The sequence below is a fragment of the Corynebacterium pseudogenitalium genome (genome assembly GCF_024453815.1).
In the GTDB taxonomy this organism is placed as follows: Bacteria; Actinomycetota; Actinomycetes; order Mycobacteriales; family Mycobacteriaceae; genus Corynebacterium; species Corynebacterium pseudogenitalium.
This window is the reverse complement of the sequence record NZ_CP072934.1, coordinates 25719-39414: the sequence shown is the minus strand read 5'-3', so window position 1 is coordinate 39414 and position 13696 is coordinate 25719. Positions and strand designations below refer to the sequence as shown.

The 13696-nt window shown below is 61.9% G+C and carries 11 protein-coding genes; 7 read left to right on the top strand and 4 right to left on the bottom strand.

Annotated elements, in window-relative coordinates; genetic code table 11:
• Positions 1 to 11 precede the first annotated feature (11 nt).
• From KBP54_RS00155 to KBP54_RS00130, 6 genes are all read left to right on the top strand, one after another.
• On the top strand, positions 12 to 3398 hold the full coding sequence (locus tag KBP54_RS00155; RefSeq protein ID WP_256005881.1) for a DEAD/DEAH box helicase family protein: 3387 nt from the start codon (positions 12 to 14) through the stop codon (positions 3396 to 3398).
• A 31-nt stretch (positions 3399 to 3429) separates the two neighbouring features.
• Positions 3430 to 4884: a DUF5129 domain-containing protein gene (locus KBP54_RS00150; protein ID WP_256005879.1), complete on the top strand. Its 1455-nt coding sequence runs from the start codon at positions 3430 to 3432 to the stop codon at positions 4882 to 4884.
• 325 nt (positions 4885 to 5209) lie between these two features.
• Positions 5210 to 5755 (top strand): hypothetical protein, encoded by a 546-nt coding sequence (locus tag KBP54_RS00145; protein ID WP_256005878.1) that lies wholly within the window; start codon positions 5210 to 5212, stop codon positions 5753 to 5755.
• Entirely contained in the window at positions 5748 to 5930 is a 183-nt protein-coding gene (locus KBP54_RS00140; protein ID WP_070363358.1) for a hypothetical protein, read from the top strand. Before KBP54_RS00145 ends, KBP54_RS00140 begins: the two co-directional genes overlap by 8 nt.
• Before the next feature lie 350 nt (positions 5931 to 6280).
• Positions 6281 to 7198 (top strand): hypothetical protein, encoded by a 918-nt coding sequence (locus KBP54_RS00135; protein WP_256005682.1) that lies wholly within the window; start codon positions 6281 to 6283, stop codon positions 7196 to 7198.
• 41 nt (positions 7199 to 7239) lie between these two features.
• Positions 7240 to 8214 carry an IS3 family transposase gene (locus KBP54_RS00130; RefSeq protein WP_070975143.1) on the top strand — a complete coding sequence of 325 codons (975 nt, stop codon included), beginning with the start codon at positions 7240 to 7242 and terminating at the stop codon, positions 8212 to 8214.
• Between the two features lie 270 nt (positions 8215 to 8484).
• Here the strand turns inward: KBP54_RS00130 and KBP54_RS00125 are convergent, their stop codons facing one another.
• From KBP54_RS00125 to KBP54_RS00115, 3 genes are read right to left on the bottom strand one after another with little or no spacing between them, the layout of a single operon-like run.
• On the bottom strand, positions 8485 to 9006 hold the full coding sequence (locus KBP54_RS00125) for a peptidylprolyl isomerase (RefSeq protein ID WP_070363359.1): 522 nt from the start codon (positions 9004 to 9006) through the stop codon (positions 8485 to 8487).
• Positions 9007 to 9047: 41 nt separating this feature from the next.
• The gene (metE, locus tag KBP54_RS00120; protein ID WP_256005853.1) at positions 9048 to 11300 is read right to left on the bottom strand and encodes a 5-methyltetrahydropteroyltriglutamate--homocysteine S-methyltransferase; all 2253 of its coding nucleotides are present in this window, start codon (positions 11298 to 11300) and stop codon (positions 9048 to 9050) included.
• Positions 11297 to 12241 (bottom strand): methylenetetrahydrofolate reductase, encoded by a 945-nt coding sequence (locus KBP54_RS00115; RefSeq protein ID WP_418904469.1) that lies wholly within the window; start codon positions 12239 to 12241, stop codon positions 11297 to 11299. The genes metE and KBP54_RS00115 overlap by 4 nt, the downstream gene beginning before the upstream one ends.
• 239 nt (positions 12242 to 12480) lie before the next feature.
• Here KBP54_RS00115 and KBP54_RS00110 point away from each other — a divergent pair, with 239 nt between their 5' ends.
• Complete coding sequence (locus tag KBP54_RS00110) at positions 12481 to 13053, top strand: hypothetical protein (RefSeq protein WP_256005851.1); 573 nt, start codon at positions 12481 to 12483, stop codon at positions 13051 to 13053.
• A gap of 3 nt (positions 13054 to 13056) precedes the next feature.
• On the opposite strand, the gene KBP54_RS00105 is transcribed toward KBP54_RS00110, so the two are convergent.
• Entirely contained in the window at positions 13057 to 13623 is a 567-nt protein-coding gene (locus tag KBP54_RS00105; RefSeq protein ID WP_071573199.1) for a TetR/AcrR family transcriptional regulator, read from the bottom strand.
• Positions 13624 to 13696: the final 73 nt, after the last annotated feature.

The window sequence follows — 13696 nt, the reverse complement described above, 5'->3', positions numbered from 1 at the left end:
AAGGCGATCAGGTGAGCATCACTCCACGTCCGTCCAACTTTGGCTTCGTTGGGCAAGCATGGCCCCAGCTCATTATTGAGTGTCGCAATGCGGAGGATGCCGCGCTGACCAACCCGCGCGCGTCGATGTTCCAATCCCGGTTCGTGTTAGAGCAGGTCATTGGGCATATCGCGGCGCTGAATGGGCTGGAGAAACAGTCCAACATCTTCGATACACTGACCAACCCGGACTTCTCGCGCCTGCTGTCGGAGACGATCCGTTCCAAGATGCACATCCTGCGCAAGGCCGGCAACACCGCGGTGCACAGCGAAGCGCACATCACCAGCGATGAGGCGCTGCAGGCGCTGAAGCACCTGTATGACGTGATGGTGTTCGCAACTACGCACTTCTCGGGGAAGACGATTCGGGGGATTGCGCCGTTTGACGTCGAGATCTTGAAGCAGGCACCGCGGCAGGCGGCGTTGAACCAGCGGCAGATGATGGCGCTGGCGGCGAAGGAGAAGTCCGCGAGGGAGCAGGCTGACCTGTACAAACTGCAGCTGGATGAGGCGCAGCAGCGGGAGCTGGAAAAGGCTGCGGGGTATGAGGAGGAGATTGCGAAGCTGCGGGAGCAGATTCGCAAGCAGCAGGAGAAGCTGACGCCACCGGCGCCGCAGTTGGCGGTGGATGAGGCGCAGACGCGCCGTGACATCATCACGCCGATGCTGGAGGAGGCCGGGTTTGTGCGCGGCCGCACGCTCATCGAGGAGTACCCGGTGGCGGGCATGAAGGTGGACTATGTGCTGCTGGATACACAGGGTGTGCCGATCGCCGTTGTGGAGGCGAAGAAGGCCAGCCGCAGCATTAACGACGGCCGCCAGCAGGCCGCGATCTACGCCGACGCCATCGGCAACGCGACCGGCCGTGTACCGCTGATCTTCTACACCACCGGGTATGAAGTGCGCTTTTGGGACAGGGATGCCGACCTGCCGGGCGGTGCCGGCTACGAAACCCGCACTATTGAGTCCTACCCAACAGTGCGCGCGATGGAGGCGCTCATCGCCCGGCGCGACAAGCGCCAACCGCTCAGCGCGCACAGCGCCACCATCACCGAGATCGCCGGCAGGCCCTATCAGCTGGAGATGATCCAGTCCGTGGCGGAGGCGTTCGGCAAGGGTAAGCGCCGCGCGCTGTTGGTCATGGCGACGGGTACGGGCAAGACGCGCGTCTCCATCGCTACCGTGTCCATGCTGTTGGAGGCCGGCTGGATCCGCAACGTGCTCTTCCTCGCGGACCGCAAAGCGCTGGTCACGCAGGCGCACGCGGCCTTCAACGAGCACCTCGCAGAGGCGGTGCCCGTCAACCTGACCACCAACCCCGCCGGCGAGGGCCAGGTGTACGTGAACACGTACCAGACCATGATCGGCATGATCGGCGAGGGCCAACGCTTCAACTCCTTCGACTTCGACCTCATCATTGTCGACGAGGCCCACCGGTCCATCTACCAGCGTTATCGGCGCATCTTCGACTACCTGGACGCCCTCGTCGTCGGGCTGACCGCCACCCCGCGCAGCAACCTCTCCCACGACACCTACACCTTCTTCGGCTGCGAGCCCGACACCCCGACCGGCTACTACAGCCTGAGCCGCGCCATCGAGGAGGGCAACCTTGTGCCCTACGAGGTGTTCTCCGGCAGCACCACCTTCATGCGCCGCGGCATCTCCTACGGCGAACTCACCCCCGAGCAGCAGCTGGAGTGGGAAAACGCCGAATGGGGTGTCGACGAACACGGCGACCCACTTTCCGCACCCCAGGAAGTCAACGCCGCCGAGATCAACGCGAAGCTGCTCAACCGGGACACGATCCGGAAGGTGTTGCGCCAAGTCATCGACAAGGGGTTGAAGGTCGACGGAGCGGACCGGCTGGGCAAGACCATCATCTTCGCCCGCAACCAGGCCCACGCCGACCTCATCGCCGACGAATACCGGGCCATCTTCCCCACCACCGCCACCCGCGCCGAAGTGATCACCCACGGCGTGTACAACGCGGAAGCACTCATCGCCGAGTTCAAACAGCCCGACTCCGGCCTGGACATCGCCATCAGTGTGGACATGCTCGACACCGGCATCGACGTCCCCGAGGTCGTCAACCTGGTGTTTTTCAAACCCGTCTACTCCCCCACCAAATTCTGGCAGATGGTCGGCCGCGGCACCCGCCTGCGCCCTGACCTGTTCGGCCCCGCCGTGGACAAAACGTGCTTCTACATCTTCGACTACTGCGACAACGTGCGCCAATTCAGCGGCACCACCAACACCACGGAAGGCTCGCACCAGATCTCGCTGTCGCAGCGCAGCTTCACCACCCGCGCGCGCCTGCTTCTGACGGCCACGGATGAGGTGCGAGGGGACGTCGCAAAGCATCTTTCGGACGCCGTGCGCAGCGTGCCCCACCGCAGCATCCTCGTGCCCACCGAAGCACGCGCCTACCTCGAACGATTTAGCGACGCCACCCCCTGGCTCACCGCCGACGCCGACACCCACCAACAAGCCGTGACCGCGCTGGCGCCACTACCCTTCGCCGCGACCGGCGACAAAGAACAAGCCCGGCGCTTCGACTACCTCATCTACCAGCTCGAACTCGGACTATTCGAAGAACGCGGCGACTGGGACGCGCTCGCGGAGAAAGTCGCGACCATCGCCGCGGCGCTACTGCAGAAAACCAACATCCCCACCGTGGCCAACAACGCAGCGCTACTCGAGGCGATCGCCGGCCCACAATGGTGGGACGGCGTGACCTACAGGGACCTCGAACACGCCCGCAAAACGGTCCGCGGGCTCACCGTCTTCCTCGACAAAGCACAACGCGCCGTAGTGATCACCGACATCGAAGACGAACTCGGCGAACTCGAACAAAGCACCCTCCAAGCCACCGGCGGCACCCAGCGCGAAAGCTCCGTCGTCGAAGAAGAACTCCGCCGCGCACTCGAAGGCAACACCACCAGCCTGGCGCTGCGCAAACTCCGCAACGCGCAACAGCTCAGCACGCATGACCTCGACGAACTCCGTCAGCTGCTACTCAACGCCCACGTCGACGGCGCCGCCGAACTCGCCGACACCCACCAGGCCAAACTCGGCCTCTTCCTGCGCGAAGTCGTCGGGATGGACGCCGCCGCCGTCGAAGCGCACTTCGAGGAACTGCTGCACTCCACCGACCTCAACTCCGTGCAGCGCACGTTCCTCAACACCGTCGTCAGCGAGGTGATCCGCAACGGCGTCGTCGAAGCGCACGAGCTCACCCAACCGCCTTTCGACGAAAACGGCTCCATCATGGACATCTTCCACGAAAACGTCGGCGTAGTCCTGCAACTTCGCGACAGCCTCGAGCAGCTCAACAACACCGCCATGCCGACTGCGGGGTAGGTTTGGCGGGGTTTTCTATAAAATCGCGGGCATGAGCACATGGTCACAAGTTTTGAGCATTGGAGCGGCGGCCCTGCTGATCGGCGGCGGCGTCGGCGCGGGCACCTACGCAGCCATCGACGAGCCCGACCCGGCACACTACGCGATCGCCACCACCGCCGAGGCGCCACGCCTGCAACTGACCAACCCCGATGGCCTGCTCACCCCAGCTGACCAGGCGCAACTCGAGCAGAACCTCCAGCGCATCGACCACCCAGAAGTCGTGCGCACCATCCACATCCTCGCGTTCAACAACGCCGAAAACACGCGCGAGAACATCAACGACACCATCGAGGAATACTTCCGCGCCCACTACCCCGACGAAATCCTGGACAAACACGGCTTCCGCGACGGCACCCTCGTCCTCGCCGTCGACATGGCGCACCGCCACCACGCAATCTACGCCGCCGACGACGTCGCCGACGTCCTCGACCTCCACAGCGAATCATCGCGCGTCTCCTCAGTTATCGACGCCATGGTCCCCGGCCTACAAAGCAACAACGTCCCCGCCGCCCTCTTCGCCGGCGCGAGCCTCGCCATGGACACCGCCGGCCTGCAGCAGGAGCGTTACGAGTCCGCAGTCGACGACCGGATTGGGGGCGGCATCGGCGCCGGTGTGGGATCCGGCGTGTTGGCAGGCGTTGTTGGCGGCACAGGCGTCGCGCTGCGCAACCGGCGCCGCCGATTGATCGAGCAGGCGCGGGCGGACTACTCGCTCGTGACCAAGGAATACGCCGACCTCGCCGGGCGCCTCGACGGCATCGACGTCCGCGCCAACTCCCTGACCAGCGCGTTTGCCGATGCGGAGCTGCGTCGTCAATGGGGCGACGTCCGCGACCGTTTCCTCCAACTCCACGACACCGTCTCCGGCGCCGGTGGCATCAGCAGCATCCCCATCTCCGACGACGCCGCTGCCTACCGCGCCCGCAAACAACTCGCCGACGCCGCCGAAACCCTCACCCACACCAGCCACGCCGAAGACAACATCAACCGCCTCTTCAACATCGAACAAGGCGACACCACGACCCGCCGCACCGACCTCGCCCGCCTCAGCAGGGACATCACCAAAGCACGCACCTCAATTAACGACGCCACCCTCCGCCAAGAACTCGTCTCCTTGGAGGAGCGCGTCCGGCAGCTGGATGCGGACCCCGCCAGCCCCACCTTCCTCGACGACTACCTCCACCTCCTCTCCGACTACCGCATCATCCTCGACGCCGTCAAAGACAAAGAGTTCAGCGACGTCAAAGACCGCCACAAACTCACCACCCCAGCCATCTACGACAAGGACTACTGGTACCCCACCTACATCCCATTCGTTGCGATGCAGTCCTGGCACAACACCAACGTCGCCGCCGCGAACTCGGCTGCTTCTTCCTCCTCTTCGGGTGTGAACACGACGTTCAGCTCGGGGTTCACGGCCGCTGGCGGGTCGGGGAGTTTCTAGGGGTTGGTCCTGCACCAAATTCCCTCATACGCGCTCGCCGACCTGGGCTTTTGCAGATTGGGCTGCTGAAAAGCGGGAATGTGGTGCATGTCCCGGCCTTAAAAACATCAGAATGCAGATTGATGCTAAATTGGCGTTGCAGACCTCCACCGCACATGCGGAATTTGGGGGTCTAGCTGTTTTCCAGGGCTATTGGCCGTATCTTCGGGGAGTTCCACCCCAGTCTCACCTCTCAACCAGTCCGGGACAGATCTTGAAATCTTGTAAATTTGAGGCCTGTGGAATCCATCTGAGCAGGAGGAATCTGAGTGATAGCCTTATTCTCGTGCGAAAAATGAACATTAATTTCAGGGCCGAATGGAATAACGCGCAAGTCATTGCCGCTCTGCTCGTTGCTTTCGTGTTATTCCTTGCCATGGTGCACTGGGGGTTGGTGCTCTTCTGGGAAAAGCCCTGGCAGGAATCGCTTGCGACGATATTTTCATATCGAGGAGCGATACCTGCTGCCGCAGCTGCCGTACTTACGTTAGGTATCGCCACCAAGTCACTGTCGCAGAAATCAAATGCTGATGACCGCTCTGCGTACTACGAACGTGTTCAGTGGGCAATCGATATGACACTTGCAGAAAATCCCGCTCAGCAAAATGCAGGTTGGCATTTTTTGACCCCAATGCTGGAGTCAGGGTTGAAGTCTTCAGAAGATATCGGGTTTACTCGGGCAATTCTTGAATACGACAATAAATTTAACCCGAAGAATTCAACCTTTTCGCCGGGTACTACTTCGAAGAACTGGGTTTCAGACCTAGAGATTTTGTTACTATTATCCGTACTAGGTCATAACAGGGATAGGAAGGAGTCTGCTGATGACTAATCAGGCAATGGCAGAGCGGAAGTATCCACTGACCGAGTCCCATAAACGAATGATCGAGCAGTTGCCAATGACACAGGCGAAAGCTAGCCGTGATTTGCAAGAGTATGCCAAGAAACTCGAAGCACGTCAGAACCGGCCCTTATGGCAGCGGATTCTAGGCATTTATCCGATATAGATGGTGTTGCCCGGAGGGCTCCACACATAGGTTAAAAGACCGAGTGTGATCCATGCGACCATCAAACACAACCACAAGCAGCGGTTCTAAAACGTTTCACGGGGCTTCTCCTAGTATGAGTAGTGTTTCCTTGCAGGATAAATGCAAATATTTTTGCACACAATTGTTTGCTCTGCCCGAACATTTTCACTCCCGCTGGCTGACTAGCCGTCACCGAGCTAGGCTTTTACAACTTGGCCAACTCAAAGCGAGGGAATGTGGTGCAGGCACCTCTTCCCTGCGCACCAAATTCCTGGTTTTCCCTTAGTGTCAGGATGGTTGTGAACGTCAATCCATAGGAGGTTTTGTTCATGACCGACCCACAGTTGCCTGAGTTGGTGCCGTCAGCGTTGACGTCACCACCGACCGTTGCAACCCCGGTAAGGACCCACGGGGGCAAGACTAAAACATCACGCGAGGAAGTCAAAGAGATCCTAGCAATGCCACCGCGTGTGCTGGCAGCGGGGCAAGTACTCGATGAAGACACGTTGGCCTCACTTCAAGCAGTAGCAGTCGTGTTCTCCCCGTACCGCACTACTGGCTCTGGCAGGTGGTTTCATCCAGCACAGCAGCGACAAATGATCACGATTTATAACCGGTTGCCGTACGGCACGAAAGGCCCATGGTGCACCCGACAGGCAATCCAGTCTTGCGATATCAAGCGCTGGGCCCGCGCATTACAGTTATCAAAGTCCACCACTGATGGTTTAGATGGTATTCAACGAGCCAAACGCAGCGTTGATGAAGCATATCGGGGAAGGTATTCACCTGACTACATCCGTGAGATGGCCATTGAATATCAGCTGGTGCCGTATGGCCAGAAAGAAGCGTGGTTGATTGAACATGGACTTGCTGACCACACCGTGCGACGCTGGACAGCAATGGTTGCCGATGGTGATCTCACCACGCGTACTACACCAAGGAGGATTGGAACATTGACGATGGATGAGTGCGTTGAAATCCAGCAGTTACGCAAGGAAGTCTCCGCGTTGATGCAGCAAAAGCGCAAGCTCGAACTCGATGCGAAGCGTCGGGAGGAAGCTATGCAGCGTGCCCTGGATAAGGCAACAGAAAGAGCAGAGCGGGCTGAACTAGCCACTGATGTGTTGGGAAAAGCTTTAGCGACCATGCCAGGGCAACATGGCGTGGACTCAAACGTGGCGGAAGAGTCCTCACTCAAGACCAACAACGCCTCTACGACCAAGGACAACACGCAGAAGAAACACTGATTGACCAGTTAGTTGACTGTGGCTATTCGAAAACTCACGCAATGCGCATCATCGGAGTCTCACGCAGCCGCGTGTTCTATCAAACGAAGCCACGCCCACGTGTTGCCGATCCAATTGCCTACGACAAACGACGGATCAACCGACTGTCCGATACCACTGTCGAGCGCATCTTGGAATTGCTAGACGCCAATCCACATTCCGGGGTGGACCAGGTGTTTTACGCCGCGTTAAACAACGGGATTTACCTGGCAAGCCTGCGCAGTTTCTACCGAGTTGCCAAAAAACATGGACGATTGCTCTACCAACGACACAACACCAAAGCCAAGCAAGCTCAACGCAAACGAAACGCCTCCCCGCCACATGTACGCGCCACAGCACCAGGCCAGGTACTGTGCTGGGACATTACCTTCTTGCCTGGCCAATACGTCGGACAAAACTTCGCATGCCACACGGTCATTGACCTGTACTCCCGCGCAATCGTTGGCTGCGTCGTAGCAGAACGCGAAAACAGCCACGTAGCAGCAGCAATGTTTGACGACATCCTGACTCGTTTTCCCCACGTGAAAACCGTGCACTCTGATAACGGCAGTGCGATGACAAGCAAACGCCTCGGCAAACTCTTCGCCAAACACGGTGTGGCCCGCTCATTTAACCGGCCTCACACCAGCAACGACAATCCGCATACCGAGTCGGTATTCCACACGATGAAAGGCAGGACCTACTACCCGAAAACGTTTGCCACACTCGGCCACGCCAAAAACTGGCTCAACGAATGGGTGCCGGTCTATAACGCCACTCCCCACAGTGGAATCAACTACTACCCACCACAAGCAATCCTCGACGGCACCTGGGACAAACTGCAACACCAACGCGAGGAGGGGATGCGAAACGCGCTACGCGAAGGCATCATCACTCAACTTCCGAACACCGCAGCTGGCACAGGCATTCCGGCAGAAGTCAGCATCATCCGCACCACTACCCAAACCGCCCCGCCCCCACAACCCATCACGATCTAACACCCAACCATGTTCACAACCACTTGACATAAAGCGTTTTCGCGGGGCGCTCGGCGTTTTCCCAGGTCGCGATTCGGCAAGATGGGAATGTGGTGCGCGTCCCGGGCACTTGAGTGCCAAAGGACGCAATCCCGAAAAAACCGCCATCAAAACGCCTGGTCATCAATGGGCTAGCCTTTAGGGGGTGCGTCCTTTGGCACTCACGGCACTCGAGACCTAAGAACGCCAAAGGCCCCACCAAAAAGGCGGGGCCTAAGACAAAAAATAAAGCTACTCCACGGTGACGGAGTTGATCACGACGTCCTCGACGGGGCGGTCCATGCGGCCGGTCGGGACGTTGGCAAGCTCGTCGACGACCTTGCGGGAAGCCTCATCGGTGACCTCGCCGAAGATGGTGTGGCGGTTGTTCAGCCACGGGGTTTCGGCGACGGTGATGAAGAACTGGGAACCGTTGGTGCCTGGGCCGGCGTTGGCCATGGCCAGCAGGTATGGGCGGTCAAACTGGAGTTCTGGGTGGAACTCGTCGGCGAACTGGAAGCCTGGGCCGCCGGTGCCGGTGCCGGTTGGGTCGCCGCCCTGGATCATGAAGTCGGGGATGATGCGGTGGAAGATGGCGCCGTCGTAGAAGGGGCCTTCGGTGGTGCCGGAGGCGTTCTTGGTGGAGTAGTCGAGGGTGCCCTTCGCCAGGCCGGTGATGGTGTCAACGGTGTGTGGGGCGTGGTTGCCAAACAGGTCGACTTTGATGTCGCCGTGGTTGGTATGGAACGTCATTGTCTGCGTCTTTTGAGTCATGGTGTACAGCGTACACGACCCTCCACGCCCCTCGTCCGGTGTTAGCGCTGGGCGAGCACCGCGTCGCGTGCGGCAACCAGGTTGCGTAGCGACGGCACCACTTCCTCATACTTGCGCGTCTTCAGGCCGCAGTCGGGGTTGACCCAGAGGTGTTCGGCTGGGACGTGACGCAGTGCTGCTTGGAGCAGTTCGACGATTTCCTCGACGGAAGGGACGCGTGGTGAGTGGATGTCCCAGACGCCGGGGCCGATTTCGGAGTGGAAGGAGTCGTCGATGTCGGCAAGCAGTTCCATGCGAGAGCGGGCGGCTTCGATGGAGGTGACGTCGGCGTCGAGGCCGGCGACTGCGTCGATGATCTGGCCGAACTCTGAGTAGCAGAGGTGGGTGTGGATCTGGGTGGTCGGTGTGGCGTTCAAGGAGACGAGTCGGAAGGAGCGGACGGCCCAGTCGAGGTAGGACGGGCGATCCTTTGCTCGGAGTGGGAGGAGTTCGCGCAGGGCGGGCTCGTCGATTTGGATGATGCTGATGCCGGCTTCCTCGAGGTCGCGGACTTCGTCGGCGAGGGCGGCGCCGATTTGGTCGGCGGAGACGGACAGGGGGACGTCGTCGCGTTTGAAGGACCAGGCCAGGATGGTGACAGGGCCGGTGAGCATGCCCTTGACTGGCTTGTTGGAGAGGGATTGGGCGTAGGTGGCCCATTCGACGGTCATTGGGGCTGGTCGGGAGACGTCGCCGTAAACGATTGGTGGGCGGGTGCAGCGGGAGCCGTAGGACTGGACCCAGCCGTTTTCGGTGACGACGAAGCCGTCGAGGAGTTCGGCGAAGTACTGGACCATGTCGTTGCGTTCGGCTTCGCCGTGGACGAGGACGTCGATGCCGATTTCTTCTTGCAGTTCGATGACCTGCTTGATTTCTTGCTGCAGCGCTTCCTTGTATTGAGCGTCGCTGAGTGTGCCGTTGCGGTGTGCGGCGCGGGCTTGGCGGATCTCGGGGGTTTGTGGGAAGGAGCCGATGGTGGTCGTCGGCAAGCTGGGGAGGTTCAGCGCCTCGCGCTGGGCTTGCTGGCGCTCGGCGAACAGGGGCTGGCGCTGCACCTGACCTGCAGGAAGAGTGCCAAGACGCTTGGCGACGGCCTCGTCGTGGCGCAGCGGGGACTCCGCGCGGGTCCGCGCGACCCGTGCAGATGCGGCGAACGCGACCTCGGCGGCCTGCGGGCCGGCGCTCAGGGCGAGGGCTTCGGCGATCTTCTCGTCGGCGAAGGCGAGCCAGGTGGCGACGTCGACGGGCAGGTTGCGCTCGGCCTTGAGGGTGTGCGGCACGTGCTGCAGCGAGGTGGACGTGGTCACCGATGTGGCGCCGAGGGTGGTGAGGATTTCGGTGCGTTCGGCGAGGTCGGCGGCCCAGACGTTGCGGCCGTCGATAAGTCCGGCGACGAGGAGTGTCTCGGGCGCGACGTGGGTGCGGACCTGCTCGACGTAGTCAGGGGTGGCCTGCAGGGTCCATGGGGACAGGTCCACATGGAGGGCTTCGGGCTTCAGTTCGCCGAGGACGGGCAGGGCGGCGTCGGCGGCGCCGTATGGGGTGGTCAGGTAGACGTTCGGGCGGGCGTCGGCGCCGAGGAGCGTCGACCATGCCTCACCCAGGTAGCGCGCGATATCGGTATCCGGGGTGTCAACGTCAGCGACGACGATCGGCTCGGCGACCTGGACCCACTCCACACCGGCCTGGCGCAGCGCCGCGAAGACCTGGGCGTATGCCTCGACGAGGACCGGGAGCAGGGACCACTCCACCGGCTTCGACAGCGCGAGGAGCGTGACCGGGCCGACGAGGTACGGGCGAACCTGGTGGCCGGCCTCGCGGGCCTCCTCCACGATGCGCACGATGCGGTCCGGCACCGGCGTGATCTCCTGACCAGCGGCGACCTCGGGCACGAGGTAGTGGTAGTTGGTGTCGAACCACTTGGTCATCTCCAGCGGCACGCGGGTGGCGGTGCCGCGAGCAAGCGCGAACTCCTCGTCAAGGTCGGTGCCGCCGGCGACGAGGCCGACGGTCAGCGCGGTCTCCAGGACGTGGTCGTAGAGGGCGACGTCCGCCGGGATGGCGTAGGGCTCGGAGAGACCGAGGTCACGCAGGTGGTTGTACGTATCGATGCGCAGGGCGCGCGTCGTGGAGCGGAACGTGTCCGCGTCGATCTGCCCGGACCAGTAGGACTCCAGGGCGCGCTTCAGTTCGCGTTGCGCGCCGATCCTCGGGTAGCCCTCGATGGTCGTGGTGGGGAATGCTACGGTGCTCACAGGTTGAGTCCTTTCAATAGTTCACGTGTTACTGCTAAGTCGTTATGTGTGTAAACATGCAGGCCACCGGCGCCGGCCTGCAGAATCGTGCGCGCTAATGCAACGGTGAGTCGCATGCCAATCTGGTGCTCTTCCTCCGGTGTCCGCGCCGCTTCAAGCTGCTTGATGACGTCCACCGGGGGTGCCACACCGGACAACTCACCCATCCTGCGCACCCGGTTCACGCTGGTCATCGGCATGATGCCGGGGATCAGCGGGATGCGCACCCCGGCGAGCCGGGCACGCTCCGCGAAGCTGAGGTAGTCCTGCGCGTCGAAGAACAGCTGCGTGATGGCGAAGTCGGCGCCGAGGCGCTGCTTGGCCAGCAACACGTCCAGGTCCTGGTCGTCGCTGGTGCTCTCCGCGTGTCCCCGCGGGTAGCAGGCCACCGACAGCGCCAGCTTGCCCGCCGCGAGGCGGTAGGCCTGTGCGTCAGCGACGTCCTGGATCAGGTTGAGCAAGTCCGTCGCGTACTGCAGGTGTGTGTCGGGCAGGCGGTCGAGTCCGGCTGGGATGTCGCCGCGAAGGGCGAGGAATCCGCGGACGCCGGCGTCGATAAGCTGGGTGATCCACTGCCGCAGCTCGTCGGGCGTGCCGGCGGTGCAGGCGAGGTGCGCGATAGGGCGCATGCTCGTGGTCTGCGCGATGCGCTCGATGAGGCGGGCGGTGCCTTCCAACCAGTCGCTGCGGTGCGAGCTGGTGACCGACACGTAGTCGGGTTGGTAGGCGGCGAGCCCTTGGATGAGGGCGTCGAGCTTGGCGGAGTCGGCGCTGTGACGCGGTGGGATCACCTCGAAGCTGAGCGCCGTGCGTGCCCGCTGCGGGCGTGGTGCGAGCTCCTCCTCGATGCCGTCCAACGGTGCCGACGCCGAGATCCGCGTTTCCAACGTTGCCTGCCGCACCTGACTCACCTGCCTTCTGTTGCTTCCTGTTGATGGGGTGCAATGAAATTTAAGACTGGCCGCAAGGGTGCACAACTACTTTTGCGTATCGCGATGTATTGCCACAGGTCAGCGACCTGCGAAATGTGAATAATATTTCCCAAAACTGAACCGCTTGGTCTACTTCGTGCGGACTGTGGGGGCACATGTCGGTGCAGCCCGCTAGGGTGGTTGGGAAAGAACACAACGAAGGAGCACACATGAACCTCACCACTGCACGACTCGCACTGCGCGGCATCAGCGGCGCCTGGAACTACTTCCGCGAACTCAACAGCAAGCAGCAGCGCGACGTCTACGAAGCACTCACCGAAGCCATCAAGGACGACAACATCGACGACCTCCACGACCTCGCCGACGTGCCACAGCTCGAGGGGATCTACGACGCCGCGCGCCAGCAGGCCGGCAAAGTCACCCGCGCCAGCCACGCGCGTATCGACGCCCGCCGCGCCCTCCACGCCGCGACCGCCCCTGACCGCAAGGCTCGCCAGATCGCGCTGAAGAAGGAAGCGCGCAAGCGTGGGACCGGCTCGAAGGTCCTGTTCGCCTCCCTCGGTGCTTGCGCGCTCGCGGCCGGCGGCTGGGCGCTGTGGGAGTTCTACCTGCGCGAAAAGCTCGAGGAGCGCAACCACGAGCCGAAGCACGCGCTGCGGGAAGACGCGACTGAAGGCGGGTCTGAGGGAACGGCGACGCTGGTGTACTCCACCGATTCCGCCGACGACCAGTTCAGCACCCTCGACGCCCTCGACGACGAGCAGCGCCGCGCTACGAAGTAGCTGCTAGCTGGCGTCCACCCGCCACGCCAGCAACAGGTGGTTGACCAGGCGGGTCTTCACGTCTGGGAAAAGGTTGCGCAGATTCGCACTCATGGGGCGGGTCACCACGATGAGCTCGGCGGCGATCTCGGAGGGAGTCAGCGCTGGGTCCACCAGGCCGTGAGCGGCGGCGAGGTCCAGCAGCTCTTGGGCGTGCGCGAAGAACTCGTCGCGGCGCTGCCGCACCGTGGGCTCCAGGGCGTGCGGCGGCTCGTCCGCCGGGGCCGCCACCAGCATGCCGATACCCGAGTCGGCGCACGCCCAAATGAAAGCGCGCCACTGCTCCTCCGGGGCGCTGTCAAACTTGGCCAGCGTGTCCCCCAGCTTCGCGTCGAGCACGTCAATGAACTCGAGGGCGCACGCCTGGCGCAGGTCGGCGCGCGTCGGAAAGTGCCTGTACAGCGTGGCGATGCCCACCCCAGCGTGCTCCGCGATCTCGCCAAGCGTGACCTCCGAGTTCGGGCGGGTGCGGAAGTTCTCCACCGCCGCCCGGATCAGCTGTTCGCGCTTCTGTCTCGCATCGGCTCGCATGGTGCTTCCTTTCCGCTTGACATTAACTGATAGTCAATCCTACGCTTAGCACCATTCTGCAACGAAAATCAAC

Excerpts from the sequence above, each read along its gene's own strand:
- KBP54_RS00105 (WP_071573199.1), bottom strand. The coding sequence starts at position 13,623 with ATGCGAGCCGATGCGAGACAGAAGCGCGAACAGCTGATCCGGGCGGCG.
- KBP54_RS00110 (WP_256005851.1), top strand. The coding sequence starts at position 12,481 with ATGAACCTCACCACTGCACGACTCGCACTGCGCGGCATCAGCGGCGCC.
- KBP54_RS00140 (WP_070363358.1), top strand. The coding sequence starts at position 5,748 with ATGACTAATCAGGCAATGGCAGAGCGGAAGTATCCACTGACCGAGTCC.
- KBP54_RS00150 (WP_256005879.1), top strand. The coding sequence starts at position 3,430 with ATGAGCACATGGTCACAAGTTTTGAGCATTGGAGCGGCGGCCCTGCTG.
- KBP54_RS00130 (WP_070975143.1), top strand. The coding sequence starts at position 7,240 with ATGCGCATCATCGGAGTCTCACGCAGCCGCGTGTTCTATCAAACGAAG.
- KBP54_RS00135 (WP_256005682.1), top strand. The coding sequence starts at position 6,281 with ATGACCGACCCACAGTTGCCTGAGTTGGTGCCGTCAGCGTTGACGTCA.
- KBP54_RS00125 (WP_070363359.1), bottom strand. The coding sequence starts at position 9,006 with ATGACTCAAAAGACGCAGACAATGACGTTCCATACCAACCACGGCGAC.